This window comes from Clostridium sp. (assembly GCF_036642255.1).
Taxonomy (GTDB): domain Bacteria; phylum Bacillota; class Clostridia; order Clostridiales; family Clostridiaceae; genus Clostridium_J.
Genome location: NZ_JAVWDJ010000031.1, coordinates 29,351 through 46,012, shown reverse-complemented (window position 1 = coordinate 46,012; position 16,662 = coordinate 29,351). Strand labels below are relative to the sequence as shown.

Below are 16,662 nucleotides of genomic sequence, written 5' to 3'. Positions count from 1 at the left end.
TAAAATCAGTAGCAGCATCTTTACTTCACTCATAATATATTTTGAAGCCTTAAAATGAAAAGGAGACCTTATGTATAATTATAATTTTAGAACAAATACAATGAATACCCATATTATTTTTAAAACAGTAGGAGATGTAAATGGAGATAAAGTACCTGATGGTGTGTTTTTAACTGGAATACCCACGGCTTCAAGCCAATTTATTGAAGACATAACCCTTGTAGTGAAAGATGGAAAAACAGGAAAGCTAATCAGAGTGCCACTAAGTGAAAATGCAGGTTATAATCCAAGAGTATTTTTAGGGGATTTTAATGGAGATGCGGTTAAGGACATATTTATAAGTATTGATTCCGGTGGAAGTGGTGCCATAATGTATCACTATATTTACTCATTCATAGATGATATTCCAATGCTGATCTTTGATTTTAATGCTTATAACGAGGAGTATGAATACCAAATCACCTATATGGACAACTATAGAGTTGAGGCTATTAGCACTGCAAACAATGAAAAATATATTATTGATATTTCCCTTAGGGATCAAGAATATTTAAATGAAATATACAATAATAGCGGAACATTAAAGGAGCCAATAAGTGGCTTTGTAAATCCCTTAAGCGGATTATATCCAGTAGATTTTGATTCAGACGGAGTATACGAACTCCTCGCCTACCAAAAGATAGCAGGTAGATATAATGCAGATTCTCTTGGCTACTTTTTAAATACTCTAAAATGGCAAGAGGACAAATTTACTTTGTATAATCAAAGTGTTGCAATTTGGGGTGCTGACATGTAGTTCAACACAAAAGTGCAATAACAAGAACTATTTTAATGCGTCATAGCTCAACAATGCCTATTTTACAAATATGATAATTAGCATTACTTATAAATTGAAAGAGCTAAATACAACTTCTAATACTGTAGCACTCTAATAAAACTATGATAAACATGACATCAGTATCAATTTCACTAATAAATTACTCCTTGCCTTTGTCAGCAATTTCTGTAAATTACGATTTTTCTTTTATTTAATGATTAATTAAAATAAATTATAACATTTTGAATAAATCAGTATAATGTTTTTGGAATATAGGTCGAAATATATAATAATTACCAATATTGTGCTGAATCATGGTTAATTATATTGTGAAATCAAATTAAGTAATACATGAATCAGTGTTACAAAAGAAAGATCTAAAGAGTATTGATGGGGAGATACTATGAAGAAAGAAGAACTAATAGCAATAAGTGCAATGAATATATTTGCAGAAGTAGGTTTCCATGTGACTAAGGTTCAACAAATAGCTAATAGTGCTGGTGTTGCAGTGGGTACAATTTATAATTACTTTAAAAGTAAAGAGGAAATTTTAAATTATATATTCGAAAAAGAATATATGAAAAGAATTGCTTTCTTACGTAATTGTAAAGAAGATAATCTAAATACTGTAGAAATAATTCAAAATTATTTAGCATTTAATTTTGATATTATTAAGGAAAACCCCTGTATAGCTAAAGTGTTAGCCCAAGAGTCAGATTATCCTGGAGGAAATATTGGCAATAGAGCAATTGAGCTTAAAAGTCTTACAAATGACATGATGATGCAACTAATATCTGATGGTCAAAACAAGGGTGAAATTAGGAAAATAGATGTAAATATATTAGCACAAATAATAAGGATGTCCATAAATGGCATTATATTTACTGAACCTTTCGATGGTTCAGAGGAAACTTATGCAAAATTGAAAAATGGAATAATAGAGTTTATAGGAAGGGCTATAAAAAGTTAGAGCTATGTTTAGAGATTGTAAAGCAATCCAATATATGCTTTATATGTTTCTAGCCTTTTCTTAAAAACATAAGTGAATGAGCGTTCATTCACTTAAAATTTCTAGTAAATTTGCATATGGATATCATTGGGGATAAAGGTTGCAATATTAATATCTTTAATAAAAAACAAAGGAAAGAAGGAGAGTTTTAGTTAATATGAGTAAAGTAAAGATTAAAATTAGTTTTAACAGTTTAAGAAGTAAGTTATTAGTCAGCTTACTGAGTATTTGCCTAATCCCAATGATTGCTCTTGGAGCAGTATCTTATTATGAATCCAAATCAATACTAACTGAAAAACTTGAGAGTACAAGTGTTCAGATGCTAAGGGAGGCAAATAGAGGAATAGATAAAGAACTTATTTCAATGGGAAACAATGTGACAATGCTTTCAAATAACTTTAATTTTATAAATATAGAAAGTAATCCAGAATTTTCACCTTATCTCATGGATAGCCTGAAAGGTGTAAAAGAAAGTAACGGAAATGTACAAGCTGTATATATGGGTACAGTTACAAAGGACTATTATATCTATCCTGAAACTGATATGGGAGCCGATTATGATCCAACTTCAAGACCTTGGTACAAAACTGCAGTAGAGAGTAAGGGCAAGATTGTATTCAGTGACCCATATATAGATCATACTACTGGCCAAACTACTGTATCTATCTCAAAAACTGTAGAAAAGAATGGAGAAATAATTGGTGTAGTTGCTATGGATATAGATTTTGCTGTATTAGCAAAAAGCACATCAGAAATAACTGTTGGGGAGAAGGGATATGTTGTACTCCTTGATAAAAATGGTTTGCTATTAACTCATCCTGATGAAAAATTAATTGGTACGGATACCTTTTCTAAACTTCCAGTGTGGAATGAAGCAAAGGAGAAGAAAGAAGGCTTTAGTACCTACGTATATAGTGGAGAAGACAAGTTCGCTGTATATACAAATAGCCCTGTGACAGGGTGGACAGTATTAGGAACTATGGCAATGGATGAATTAAATGAGGATACAGAAGATATAGTAATAGCACTTATTGTATCTCTAATTATAGCTGGTGCTTTAGCAAGCTTAATATCTCTTAAAATTACTAAATCAATAACCGTAGACATTAACAAGATGAAAGAAGTTATGTCAAAGGCTTCACAAGGAGATTTAACTGAATTTGTTGATATCAAGTCAAAGGATGAAATTGGGGTTTTAGGAAAGAACTTCAATACTATGATAGATAATATTTCTAATATACTAAAAAATGTTGATAAATCGTCACAAACGGTGTTAGAAACTGCTAGTAACTTAACTGCAATGACGGAAGAAACCACAGCTTCTATATCAGAAGTATCAAGAGCAATTGAGGAGATATCCCATGGAGCAGTTCAACAAGCTTCAAGTACACAGGAAGTGTCCACTGAAATGGAAGAATTAGCGCAAGGATTAGATAGCATTGCAATGTCAACTAATGAAATGGATGAAGTATCTTCGAAAACTAGAGATTTAAGCAATAAGGGACTCGCCATGGTTAAACTTCTTATGGATAAATCAGAAGAAACTAAAGAAACCACACAATCTGTAGCAGAAATAGTTGATGAGATGAGTAAGAGTACAAAAGAGATTAGCAAGATTTCTGAAACTATTACACAAATAACTACACAAACAAACCTATTATCTCTTAATGCTTCTATAGAAGCTGCAAGAGCAGGAGAGGCTGGTAGAGGGTTCTCTATTGTAGCTGATGAAATAAGAAAGTTAGCAGAACAATCTAAGAGCTCAACAGAAGAAATAAAGAAAATTGTTGGAGATATTCAAGAAAAATCCAACATTGCAGTACAAGCAATGGGACAAGCTAAAAACATAGTTACAGAGCAAGATGTAGCAGTAGATGGAACAAATGATATCTTCAATGATATATATACTTCAATAAATAACTTAATTGAAAAGGTACAAAATATTAAGGTAAAAGTTTCAAATATTAATAATCAAAAGGAAGAAGTTATTGGTCAAATCCAAAGTATCTCTGCGGTATCCGAAGAAACAGCTTCATCTTCGGAAGAAGTATCAGCATCAACGGAAGAGATAAATGCTACAATGGAAGAGTTCAATAATTATGTGATGGGACTTCAGAATTTGTCTGAAAACCTAAATGAAGAGTTAAGTAAGTTTAAAACGAGATAAAGTATAAAGATTTAGCAAGGATAATTTAAATTTTAAAAACTATAGGCTTCTAGGATGAAAGTTAATTTATTCATATCAGAAATTTCAAGAGAATTAATGTAAGTTCATGTATAAATTAGAACTTAACTTTGATTCCCTAAATTAAAAGGCACCAGGTGCCTTTTTTTATTTTTCATTATGCATAGTTGACGCCTCTACCACGTTTTGTTAAAACTAGCTGAATTGTCAAATAATTGGAGATGCTTTGAAGATTAGTTTCCATATTATACAGTGAATCATAAACCTACGCGAATTTATATTCAGTGATAAATATTGGTAGAAAAATAAGGCTGCTTCTAAGCAGAGGTTTACAAAGTAAACCATAAACAATTTACGTTAATACTGAATTTTGATTTATAGTTTCTATTACTCATATTAATTCTTTTCAATCCACAGTAAGCTCTGGTATTATTGCACTTATCAATAGGTATTTACTTTAGTTCTATTCTAAAAGGATTCAAAGTAATATCCAAATAAAAACGTAATATGTTTTATAATAATTTTAATTACGGGCATAGACATCCATGAATCCAAACACCTTTTATAAACTTAATCATATCATAATTGTATAAGTCTATGAAAGGAGTGAGCAATATGTCTAAAACTAAGAAAAAATATCCTTGCCCATACTATGAAGAAGAATCACAGTATAATTGTGACATAATGTATGATACTTACAACAAATATCATTGCCCTTATTGCAATAATATGCCAATACATGACTCCGACTTTTCAAAAATTAAATTGAAAGATTATGGACCAGAACCATTTGTAATTAACATTGAGGAGGCAACTAAGCAAAATAATAATTTCCGTACTGCTTTATGGACTGGATGTCATTTGCAACTTACCTTGATGAGCATCCCTGTTGGCGGAGAAATAGGTTTAGAGAGTCACCCCGACCTTGACCAATTCATACGTATTGAAGAAGGTGAAGGCCTTGTTAAGATGGGGGATAGAAAAAATTGCTTGGATTTTCAAAAAAGAGTTTTTGATGATTTTATCTTCATCATACCTGCAGGTAAATGGCACAATCTAATCAATACAGGTAATAAACCTATTAAATTATACTCCATTTATGCACCTCCTCAGCATCCACATGGTACAGTTCATAGAACTAAGGCTGAGGCAGACGCTGCTGAGCACAACCACCGCTACTTCCCTGAAAATAAACAAAGCTCACCTAGGCATAGCAGGGAATTTACTTTTAATGAACTCGCTCAGTTTAACGGTACTATGGGCAAACCGTCTTACGTAGCTATTAACGGAATTGTATATGATGTAAGCAATAATGATAAATGGAAGGAAGCTATGCACCGTGGATTGATTGCTGGTAAAGATTTAACCTCCCAGATTGGAAGTTACCACGGACTAATAAAGAGACTCCATAAGCTTCCTAAGGTTGGTATACTTATAGGATAAGTGCAAACTATGTAAAAAATAAAATGTGATAGCTTAAATAATAAGTTATCACATTTTTGTTTTAGAAGGGAATTTACCGACATATATGTTTTATAGTACAGTAAATGTAGCATTTTTCAAAATAGAAGATTACTACTGTATTTGATTCAATGAAACAATAGAAATTGGATAACTGTGAAATTACAGCATAAATTGAAAAACCTATATTTATATCTCGGGTGAAAGCTAATAAGTTATCAACGATAATGCTGAATGTTTAGTTTACTTTTACAATCTTAAGCATAGTATAATAGGGGAACTTTCTTTGGAGGTTTGTTTTTTGGATGCAAATAATGAAAAAAACTTATTGAGTTATAAGTGCTCTTCTTGTTATTTACAAAGTGATTTAATTTGTAACGTGAAAGAGTGTTGTAACGCAAATTCAAATAGAATACATCTTAGTGGTAAATGGATAACCGGTTGGACTGTAGCGCCTGTAATAATGTATTTAATTCAAGAAGGAAACTTGGTTACTGGTAGTTATGAATTCAATGATGGAAAATTAATAGGTATATTAACTGATAATGTACTAGAAGGTGGTTGGGTTCAAAGCGATAGTGTAGGAAACTTTAGATTTGTTTTTTCAAATGATGGAACGCATTTTCAAGGTACTTGGGGCTTCGGCAAGGATAGCATTAGTGGAGGACAATGGAATGGAACCAAGGTTGAGTTAGGAAAATTAGACGTAACAGGAACTTGGGATACAAATTATAATCTAATGAATCTTGAACAGAAAGATAGTATTGTTGTTGGAAGGTATGTCAAGAATAATGGACGAATTGAAGGAATTTTGGATGGCAATACTCTAGTTGGTACTTGGTTTGAAAGTCGGTATAAGGTTGGAAGCTTTGATACCACTGGTAGATTTAGGTTTTTATTTAATACGGATAATACATTTACCGGAAATAGAGGACAAAATGAAAGCTTTACCAATGAAGGTCAGTGGAATGGCAAAAGGATAGCAACTGTAAGTGACACTGTAAAGTTAAGCGGAACTATAGATGTAACTGGTACATGGGATACAAACTTTAAAAAAATGTATTTAAATCAAACAGGATTTAATGTAAGTGGAGAATATGAATATAATAAAGGTAGAGTATTAGGCGTTATTATAGGAGATACAATGACAGGGACTTGGTACCAAGATATAAATAACGATGGAAACTACGAAACAAAGGGCAAGTTTATATTTAAGTTCTCTAAAGATGGTACTACCTTTAAAGGTACTTGGGGCTATGAGGGCAGTTTTTCAAATGGTGGGCTGTGGGAAGGTACTAGAATAAACTAGTTGTTGAAAAGCAATACAGTTTAATAGTTTAATAGTTTTGCACAAAACAGTAAACTATATATACCTATAAATTGATAATCTAATAATTCACTAATACTAGTGATAACATTAAAAATACAATAATATTAATTACTTATTTAAAATAGAATATATCATAAATAGCCCCATAAAATTGGGGCTATTTTTTTAAAACAGATCCACTTAGGGACAAACAGTTTTGGTGGAAAAGTATTAATAAATGCCTAAGGAAAAAGAGATGAGCTAAGAATAAAGGTTAAAAGACTAATAGAATCTAATCTATGGGTAACAAATTGTATTGCTAGTTATAAAATAAAATTAGTGATGATTTTAACTAATACATTTAAAAAAGCGTCGCTAGTTCTTTAACATTAATGATGAAATGACTCTTAATGGAATGGTTGAGACATTATTAAAATATAAAATCATATTGTTACGATGAAGATAATAAAATGGATTTTCTTTACTATTGTAAAATTCTACTATATACTTATTGATGGTACAATTTGACGAGAGTTAATTTAAGGGGGAATATTTTTGGTTGGGGACTTATTTATTAATATGACAATTTTAATTAGTTATATAAGTATCGCTAGTCAATTCTTAAAAAAACGAGAGTTAGACGAGAACTCTTCTATAAAAATGAAGCTTACAGTTGGACTTATAACAGGAGTATTAGGAGTAACATTAATGTTATATAGCATTAGTGTTGGTGAAAATACAATAATAGATTTCCGAAATGTGGCCATTGCTTTGACAGCTGTACATGGTGGAGCTATAGCCGCTATAGTTTCTGGAGTAATAATATCCATATTTAGAATAGCTTACTTCGGAGTGAATATGTCTTCTATCGCTGGTGCTTTTTTGATAACAATTGTTACTATTGGTGCTGCCTTTATTACAACATTAAAAATAAGTGAAACGAAAAAATGGATTTATGCAACTTTGTGCAATATGTTATTTTCCAGTATTGTTTTAACATATTTATTAAAAGATTTAATAAATATTTATTACTTTTTATCAATTTATTTGGGAGCAACAATTCTACTTACAATAATTATTGCCTACTACTCAAATTATTGTCTATCTACTAACGAAGCATTTAGAAAATTACAACTTGAATCCACGAAGGATTTTCTTACGGGTTTAAATAATGTAAGAAAATTTGATAGCTCTTTTAATTATGCTATAGAAAATGCAAAAGTAAAGAAAGAGAATTTATCTCTATTAATGATTGATATAGATTTCTTTAAAAAGGTCAATGACACTTATGGGCACGCAGAAGGGGATATTGTACTCCGCGAATTAGGAATAATTTTAGCTAAAAACTCTAGGAGTTTTGATATAGTATCACGAAATGGTGGAGAAGAATTCACCGTGTTATTATTAGATTGTCCTAAAGTTAATGCAGTACAAACAGCAGAACGTATCCGTACTAGTGTGGAAAATCACATCTTTGCTTTATCTACAGGACTTGAAATATCAATAACTGTATCTATCGGGGTTGCTAGTTATCCAGAACTAACTAGTGAAATAGAAAAGCTTTTAGAAAAGGCTGATATTGCACTATATGCAGCTAAGAGGACAGGAAGAAATAAGGTATGTACCGACAATCAATGCTTAGTTAGTTAATTTTTGATTTACTTTCTTATTAACTAATAAAAGTTGAAATTACTTAAATTCAGTAATGGTATTTGGCATTTACTAAAGTGTTGTTGTCTTTTATAAAAGCTGTACACCAGTGCAAATTTGCATGGGTAAATTATTCTTTGAAAGATTACATGGAATTCACTTTAAGCAGCCCATCCAAATTACCTTTGGTTTGGGCTACTTAAAGTAAAAGCATCAATTTAAAATTTCGTTAAATTGATGCTGTGAGTTCTATAAGTTTTTTAGTACACCGAGCTTTATCGGTTTTAGGGTAAGTCCTGAAAAATCGGTACCCTCTGAGGCGGTAAATATAACACAAGTAGATGGACCCGCAGATTTATATATTTCTATTTCTTTTTCAGGATTATAAATGAATTTACAATCTACATTGCGACACAGCAGCTCAATTTCCTTAAGAATCCCTTTAGATCCAATTGGAACTATATCACTAACACCATTTAGCTTTAAAAGCTCCTTAACATCTTTAATTTGTACAATATCAACATCATCTAACCCATTTATCTCATTTCCAACCTTTGGAATGCCAACACAGTAAACAAAATCTTCAGCTTTAGATTTAGTAACTCTAATATTTTCATTTTTACAGATTCCTATAACGGTAGCCCCAAGAGCAGTTTGGCTTGTTTGGATGTTTTTCTCTGTGCTTATAGCTAGGGATAATGATTCTAAGCCTGTTGCTTTAAGCTCTTCGAGAACACCACTGATAATTTCATCACCAGTTGGACTTGACTCGTTACATATAGCAATACTCATAGTTTTTGGAATAGCATTAATGGAAAGTACCTCCATAAGTGCAACTCTTGTAGTAAATCTTCCTACAATATATGGTGAGAATTTAACAACATCATTTTCCTTAATTCCAATTCCTCCACAGGAATCACAAGCCGTTACAATGGAAATATCATGATCTATTTGGACTACTTCAACATCTCTTCCCTTATATCCCATTGTTATAACCATTTGTCATTTCTTTCGAAATAGCTTTTTTTATTGGATTATAAACTAAAGCACAAATGATTATATTAAGAGCACTGGCAATAGTTAATGGCAGAACAGCAGCTAGAAAAACAGGCATACCCATTCCAGGAATTAAAATAAGGGATGCAGGAGTTACTACACCGTTTAATATAATACCAAGAATAACCGCAGTGAAAATGTTTGTTTTTTTAGCACAGAAGTTAAATATAACCATTATTAGCGCCATTTCAACACCTATAAGAATATGAATAGGTAAGCTTAATGGGAACCCGCCAAGTGCCGCTGATGCCATGTGCCCTAAAAACCCTACTATTGCCCCTGGAATACCGCCAAGTAACAAGGCCGACAAATAAGCAGGAAGGGAATCAAATGCTATACTACTTGTTATGGGATTTGGAAGCTTTATGTATCCACCCACAACACTCATTGCAATAAATAGAGCCATAATAACTATTTGTTTTGTTTTTACTTGATTTTTCATAAAAATCACATCTCCTTAAAAAATTATTTTAAATAATAAAAAAAGCTCTTGAATACACTTATTGCGTATTCAAGAACTTTTCCATCATTCTTTAACAGACTTCACCTTAGAAATCATACTCACAAAAGGCAGGTCTCCTGGCTAACGGAATAACAAGTTTCTTACCTTCCCAGTAAAAACCAGTGGTATAACAAGAACTCTACCGTATACAGTGGCGGGTCCGCTGAGGATTTTCACCCCATTCCCTATTCTCCCATAATGGGCACCTTTTGAATGTTATTTTCTTAATTTTATTAATAATATATCATACTTTCTTCTGGATAACAAGGCTAGGATCATAACTTAGAAGAACTTCTGTACCATTTAGAGTATGGATTACATTAGATAATAAAAGCATTTTGTTTCAGGCAAATTATCAAGGATTCCTTTAATATTAAATTTTATATTCTCGTTATACTTATTAGCCTCATTTTTTATTAAATTTAGAAAAAGATCCATCAGTGGTAATCTAATTAAATAAACAATAGTAGCTTTTGATAAATTATTGTGTTATTTTTATAAATGTGATACCATGAAAAAAGCAAAATTTTATCTTTAATAAGATAATTAAAACTTTTTAATATGAATATTAAATTCAGCTTAAAGCAACCATACTTTATACATAGTTTAGATCTTGGATTCGGTGATGCTGTTGAATTAGTTGTAATTTATTGATTTAAAAATAGTAAAAGTCAGGACTAAACACACTAATAAGGTTACACATTTTTTATTTTGATAATTATAAAAGGAGGGTAAGGCAAGAAATTAATTTACATTTCTTGCAATATTAATCTATGAGTAATGAAAGAGGAACTATAACGTTTTTTCAATTTATAGTTGGTATATATTTTTACACAATAGGACTTATAGGCATTGCTGTTGCAGTTACTAAGGAGAAATATTTAATAGCAACAATTATGGCTATTTTGACTTTGACATACATATTGTTTTCAATAAAGTATATGAAAGAGTATATTGTAAGTAAAAAAACAAAAAACCAAAACAAATAAAAACATATAATGACGACCTAAACTCACTTGGCAAAAAGATTTATATGGTTTAATGCAACATAGATTAACTTAAACAAAATAACAAATTTACTGCATGAAATTAAACTTAGAAACCTTAAACTATATCCAACACTTATTTATATCATCCCAACTGTGATTAATAATCATAAGGAATTTCGCACTTGTTTTGATGAAAAAGGAAATTTAGGATACTGGGATAGTATGAGTCCGAGTTATGCTATCTTTCATAAAGTTAACGAAACATTTTCAAGTATTTGGACAGAGTATGACGAAAGTTTTTCACGTTTTTACAGCGATTATCTTCATGATATCGAAAATTATGGAGACAATATGAAGTTTGCTCCTAAATTAAACGAACCAGCCAATACATTCCCTATATCCAGCATTCCTTGGGTAAGTTTTACTGGATTTAATCTGAATGTGTATGATGATGCAACCTACTTAGTTCCTATTTTTACTATGGGCAAATATTTTGAGGCGAATAATCAAACATTTATTCCCATGTCCATACAGGTACACCATGCAGTTTGTGACGGCTACCACATAAGCAGATTTATTAATGAAGTACAAGAGTTAGCCTTAAATCCTCAAACATGGTTAAGTAGTTAACAAAAACATCCAATAGTTGTGGTTAGAATGTATTATTCTTATAAAACAAAACAAGGGAGTCATATTATTTATTTCCCTTAATAGTTAGTATATTTTAAGCATTATTATATAATAGAGTCTTATATAATAATGATCCCTCTACTTTGCATTAAAAAGTAGAGGGATTTTGTTTAGTACAGTATTGAAGTGACACCTTATTTCTATCAATTCTGTGAAAGCACTAACAAAAAACAATAACCTTATAAGGTGTAGTTTAAGCTGGTATACTTTTTGTGAAGGTCCTTAGATCACAATTAAGTTTCTATTTTCAAGGTTTCGCTTAAAGGGTTGACCATTTGTGAGTAAAATTTGAGTAAACATAGCTATATTTAATTTTAAATAATTATCACTACTTATTAGTTCGCTGTCAAAATAATCTACCTTTACATTTTCACCTGGCATATTTTTTACCATAATTATTGCCCGATATTGTGGGGGATAGATAAGTGGTACAGGAGCAAGTTCATCGAAGTACCCTGTGACTTTGTCACCTATATAGACCACTGAATGGTTTACAAAGTAAGTGTTTAGTGCTACTACGAAATTTACTATACTTCCATCTTCACCTTCTAATGAAACTAATTTATAACATCCTGAGGTTGTTTCATCTTGACTTTGCATAAGGTCTGTGATCTTAGTAATATAGCCTGAAAAACCTTTAAAAATCTCTATACCTGCTAATCTCTCCAAATATGCCACATTGCATTGTTTGTACCTCTAGCAAATACGTCTGTCCTGTTAGGTCCCCAGGACACTGCTGCAGGATGTGACGTTAATGTTCCACCTAGGTTTTCCCAGTCACTCCAACGTGAGCCATCCCAAATCTTGGTCATGAGCACATTATTCCTACCTCTTGCAAATACCTCAAGTCTATTGGATGCTCTAGAAGATACAGCTGGATCTGAAGTTAGATTTCCACCAAGGTTCTCCCAATCACTCCAACGTGAACCATCCCACCATTTATGATACAGATTATCACCTTGTCCCCGTGCAAATACATCTATTCTATTATTTCCCCAAGAAACTGCAGCAGGAGATGAAGTTAGATTTCCACCAAGGTTTTCCCATTCACTCCAGGAAGAGCCATTCCAGTATTTATGATAAAGAGCATTATCAGTTCCTCGAACAAAGGTATCTATTCTATTATCTCCCCAAGAGGATGCAGCAGGAGAAGAAGATAAAATTCCACCAAGGTCTTCCCAATCGCTCCATCTAGAACCATCCCAATATTTATGATACATGGTATTAGTAGTTCCTCTTACAAAAACATCAATTCTGTTGTTACCCCAGGATACTGCTGCAGGACTAGAAGTCAAAGTACCTCCAAGATTTTCCCAATTACTCCATCGTGAGCCGTCCCAATACTTGTGATACAAATTGTTGTTGGCTCCTGCTGCAAAGGCATCAAGTCTGTTTGGCGTCCAGGAGGCAACTGCAGGTCCAGAAGTTAAAACTCCACCAAGATCTTCCCATTGACTCCATCTGCTCTGTGGAGGTTGTGGTGGAGCAGGGACTGTAGTAGTATTTCTAAGAGTAAATTCTATTACATCTCTAAACGTATTATTAATTATATTATTACGTACGCCTTGACGTCGAAGAGCATTTAAAATGTTAGCATATTCTCTTCTAAAATCATTAAAAATAGCACTTGTTCTTTGATTTATATTACCACTTGATTTTGAGGTATTGTCCAAGGTGTAGTTAATAGCTATTCTAAAGTAATTGTTTACTTGCTGCCTCGGCACTCCAAATCTTGTAAAATTTCTAAAAAGTTCAGGTTCCTCTTCACTTAGTAGGTTAAATATCCTTGTAATATCTTGCTGTGATGCTCTGTAATATAAATTGTAATCCTCAAAGTCATAGAATTCCTCGTATTCACCAATGTAATCATAAGTGTTTTCAAAGATTCTTCTTTGTGAAGGACAATAGGGGCTAATAACTTCCTCGGCGCTATAAGGACGGTAAAAAGATTCTTTTGTTTGCATATATAAACTCCTTTTATTGTTGCTCAGGTTATAAACCTCATCACTAATATAATATGATTTGACCTTAGTAGTGCCACAAAGCCCACAATGTATTTGGTATACATTTAAATAAATCATTTTAAAAAGTGCACTAAGCATTATAAAATCTACTGAGTTCGAATATATTTTTTTAAAAGAGTATATTTTTAAGGAGTGAATTTGATAATGCCATTTAAAAGAACTGCTAACTGTAAAAACTGTGGAGAAGTTTCCTTCAAAATAAAGCCTGGTGTAGGGCATGCTGCTTTTAAGTGTATGTCTTGTGACAATGAAGATTTAAAAGCAATACTTCAGGATTATGAAACTTTAGTACCTATTTGTAGTAAATGTGATGGTGATATTTTTAAAGTTAAAGTAACAGTTTATGAAAAAGGTCAGCAAATATACTCTGAGGCAAAGTGTGAAATATGTGATATGTCACCAATAAGTGTTTATGTAGATGATGAAGGAAAAGTAATAAATGAAAAAGTAAGGGAAGAACTTATAACGCAGGATAGACTTGAAAACTTACAGGAAGAATGTAATGTTAAGAATGATCTAATTCAAGAACTGGAAGAAAGAATTGATAACTTATATGATGAAATAACAGAAAAAGACCAACTTATCTATAATCTAAATGATGAGGTAGAAGAAAAAGAAATTTATATATATAAATTAGAAAAGAAAATAGAAGAAAAAGATAACGAAATAAATAAGTTAAGATTGGAATTAGATGAGAAAAATAACGAAATATATGAACTTGAGAATAGAATTTCTTAATAATAATAGCCAAATTGAGATTAAAGAAATATATACAGCGTAAAAAAATCCCTCTGCTGGTTGTTACACAGTTGAGGGATTTCTTATTGTATAAGAAATTTTACTTTTTTTCTAAAAAGTAAAGAGAAATATGTAGATGTAGCATTATATTATTTTAATGTGTAAACTATATGTTAACAATAGAATATAAACCTAGCAAACTTCATTAAAATCTAATATGAAACTTATCCAACATATAAAGAGTTGTTTAAGAAGTTTATTATATGTATCCACGATTATATCTCTTATTTGCAGCCTTTATCATAAGTATAGTTGTTTGAAACAATACTAGTAAAATTATAAAATTAAATTATAGAGTTTACCGGAGGTTAAGATGAAAAAGACACTAAAGGGCAAAATTGCAATTATATATACTATTCTTGTATTTGTAATTGCAATTATTGGATTAACATCAGTTGTTAGTATTTATAAACTTAGTAAATCCATTGATGGATTGATGGGTAATAATTATAAAAGTGTTAATGCCGCTACTAAGATGAGAGAACTAATTGATAAGGAAAATATTGAAATAGTTGAATATTTAAATGGTGATAATGCTTTTGAAGCATTTTATAAAGCTAACGATGAATTTTATAAATGGTTTAACATCGGAGTAAATAACGTAACTGAACAAGGAGAAAAAGAAATTTTTAGTAAAATAAATATTAATTATTTAGAGTACTTAAAAATGTTTTCACAAATTCAGGAGATTAAGAACAAAAATGAAGTAGTTGAAGCTAAAGAATTTTACAATGATAATGTAGTCAAGATTTATAATACTTTGATAAATGAAACCAATAATTTGTCATTATTAAATGAAAAAGCCATGTTTGGAAGTAAGGACACTGTAACCAATAATGCCTTAAGTATTATGTATACCATGATAGTACTTTCATTAATTGCAGTGGTTGGTGGTTTTTTCATATCAAGATTCTTCCTTGGCAAGTTTTTGAAACCAATATACCTTCTAACAGAAACAATGAAACGAGTGAAGGAAGGAGAATTGGATCAACAAGCGCCAATACTTTCAAATGATGAAATAGGAGATTTAGCTAAAGAATTTAATAACATGACATCTAGAATTCAACAATTTGAAAACACTACAAAGGGAAAACTCCTTGCAGAAAAAAATAAATCTATTGCAATAGTAAAAAGTATATCTGATCCTCTTATTGTACTGGATACGACCTTTAAAATAATACTTATTAATAATGCATGTGAAAATGTATTTAACATTAAAGAAGAGGATATACGCAATAAACATTTCCTTGAGGCTATAAGATATGCAGGACTATATGACTACATATTTAATGCCTACAAAGGTCATGAAGTAAAACAACCACTTAAAGAAGAAATTATAAGCATTAAATCTAATGAGAATATTTATCACTTTAATGTGGTGGTGTCAATTGCTAGTGACAATGAACTTAAGGTTAATGAAATAGTTGTACTTTTGCAAGATGTAACAGGTTTAAAGCAATTAGAAAAAATGAAGACAGATTTTATTGCAACAATTTCACACGAATTTAAAACACCATTGACTTCTATAATGATGGGATTAAGCTTAATTGATCATGTTAATCTTGGAGTTTTAAATGAAAAACAAAGAAGAATTATTGATGCAATCAAAGATGACACTGATACATTATCTAACCTTGTTTCAAATTTGATTTATTTATCAAGAGTCGAATCTGATAAGGAAGTGTTTAATATGAAGCCCTGTTCAATTGAGAAAATAATTAAAGAAAGTACAAATTATTTTTGTGAACAAGCTGATATAAATAAAATAAATTTAGTTTGTCATTTAAGTGAAAACATTCCTAAGATAATGGGCGATGGTGAAAAATTAACTTGGGTTTTGAATAACTTAATTTCAAATTCTTTAAAGCACACAAATGTGGATGGGGATGTTGTAGTAAGCGCAAATATACAAGGTAGCAACGTTTATGTATCTGTTAAGGACACAGGAGAAGGCATACCACAAGAATATCAAAACAATATATTTGACAAGTTTTTTCAAGTTGAGGAAGGGCATGCTGAAATAAAAGGAAGTGGGTTAGGATTGGCAATTGCAAAAGAAATTGTTGAGGCTCATGGTGGTAAAATTTGGTGTGAGAGTAAGGTTAATGAGGGAAGCAACTTTATTTTCACCATTCCTTTGGCCGAAAATTCGGATGAATAGGAGATGTTTTT

Annotated in this window: 12 protein-coding genes, 1 pseudogene and 1 riboswitch; of the genes and pseudogenes, 9 read left to right on the top strand and 4 right to left on the bottom strand. The window is 31.3% G+C overall.

What is annotated here, in order from left to right:
- The first annotated feature begins 70 nt into the window (after positions 1-70).
- From RR409_RS15105 to RR409_RS15080, 6 genes and pseudogenes are all read left to right on the top strand, one after another.
- Complete coding sequence (locus tag RR409_RS15105) at positions 71-796, top strand: VCBS repeat-containing protein (RefSeq protein WP_332558595.1); 726 nt, start codon at positions 71-73, stop codon at positions 794-796.
- Between the two features lie 424 nt (positions 797-1,220).
- A complete protein-coding gene (locus RR409_RS15100) occupies positions 1,221-1,787 on the top strand; it encodes a TetR/AcrR family transcriptional regulator (protein WP_332558594.1) in 567 nt (188 codons plus the stop codon).
- Positions 1,788-1,983: 196 nt separating this feature from the next.
- Positions 1,984-3,993, top strand: a complete 2,010-nt coding sequence (locus RR409_RS15095) for a methyl-accepting chemotaxis protein (RefSeq protein ID WP_332558593.1) — start codon at positions 1,984-1,986, stop codon at positions 3,991-3,993.
- Positions 3,994-4,695: 702 nt separating this feature from the next.
- Positions 4,696-5,184: pseudogene (locus RR409_RS15090) on the top strand (cupin domain-containing protein); the annotation flags it as partial.
- Between the two features lie 589 nt (positions 5,185-5,773).
- Positions 5,774-6,781, top strand: coding sequence for a hypothetical protein (locus RR409_RS15085; RefSeq protein ID WP_332558592.1), 1,008 nt, complete (start codon positions 5,774-5,776; stop codon positions 6,779-6,781).
- Between the two features lie 555 nt (positions 6,782-7,336).
- On the top strand, positions 7,337-8,431 hold the full coding sequence (locus RR409_RS15080; RefSeq protein ID WP_332558591.1) for a diguanylate cyclase: 1,095 nt from the start codon (positions 7,337-7,339) through the stop codon (positions 8,429-8,431).
- 249 nt (positions 8,432-8,680) lie between these two features.
- Here RR409_RS15080 and RR409_RS15075 read toward each other — a convergent pair whose 3' ends face one another.
- Positions 8,681-9,430 (bottom strand): alpha-ribazole kinase, encoded by a 750-nt coding sequence (locus RR409_RS15075; RefSeq protein ID WP_332558590.1) that lies wholly within the window; start codon positions 9,428-9,430, stop codon positions 8,681-8,683.
- Complete coding sequence (locus tag RR409_RS15070) at positions 9,408-9,929, bottom strand: ECF transporter S component (protein WP_332558589.1); 522 nt, start codon at positions 9,927-9,929, stop codon at positions 9,408-9,410. Before RR409_RS15070 ends, RR409_RS15075 begins: the two co-directional genes overlap by 23 nt.
- A gap of 109 nt (positions 9,930-10,038) precedes the next feature.
- Positions 10,039-10,214, bottom strand: a riboswitch (cobalamin riboswitch).
- Between the two features lie 827 nt (positions 10,215-11,041).
- Here RR409_RS15070 and catA point away from each other — a divergent pair.
- A complete protein-coding gene (gene catA, locus RR409_RS15065) occupies positions 11,042-11,608 on the top strand; it encodes a type A chloramphenicol O-acetyltransferase (protein ID WP_332558600.1) in 567 nt (188 codons plus the stop codon).
- Positions 11,609-11,890: 282 nt separating this feature from the next.
- Here catA and RR409_RS15060 read toward each other — a convergent pair whose 3' ends face one another.
- Positions 11,891-12,337, bottom strand: a complete 447-nt coding sequence (locus RR409_RS15060) for a hypothetical protein (RefSeq protein ID WP_332558588.1) — start codon at positions 12,335-12,337, stop codon at positions 11,891-11,893.
- Positions 12,325-13,359, bottom strand: a complete 1,035-nt coding sequence (locus RR409_RS15055) for a carbohydrate-binding protein (protein ID WP_332558599.1) — start codon at positions 13,357-13,359, stop codon at positions 12,325-12,327. Before RR409_RS15055 ends, RR409_RS15060 begins: the two co-directional genes overlap by 13 nt.
- Before the next feature lie 477 nt (positions 13,360-13,836).
- On the opposite strand from RR409_RS15055, the gene RR409_RS15050 reads away from it, so the two are divergent.
- Both RR409_RS15050 and RR409_RS15045 read left to right on the top strand, forming a co-directional pair.
- Complete coding sequence (locus RR409_RS15050) at positions 13,837-14,430, top strand: hypothetical protein (protein ID WP_332558587.1); 594 nt, start codon at positions 13,837-13,839, stop codon at positions 14,428-14,430.
- 373 nt (positions 14,431-14,803) lie between these two features.
- Complete coding sequence (locus RR409_RS15045; protein ID WP_332558586.1) at positions 14,804-16,651, top strand: ATP-binding protein; 1,848 nt, start codon at positions 14,804-14,806, stop codon at positions 16,649-16,651.
- Positions 16,652-16,662: the final 11 nt, after the last annotated feature.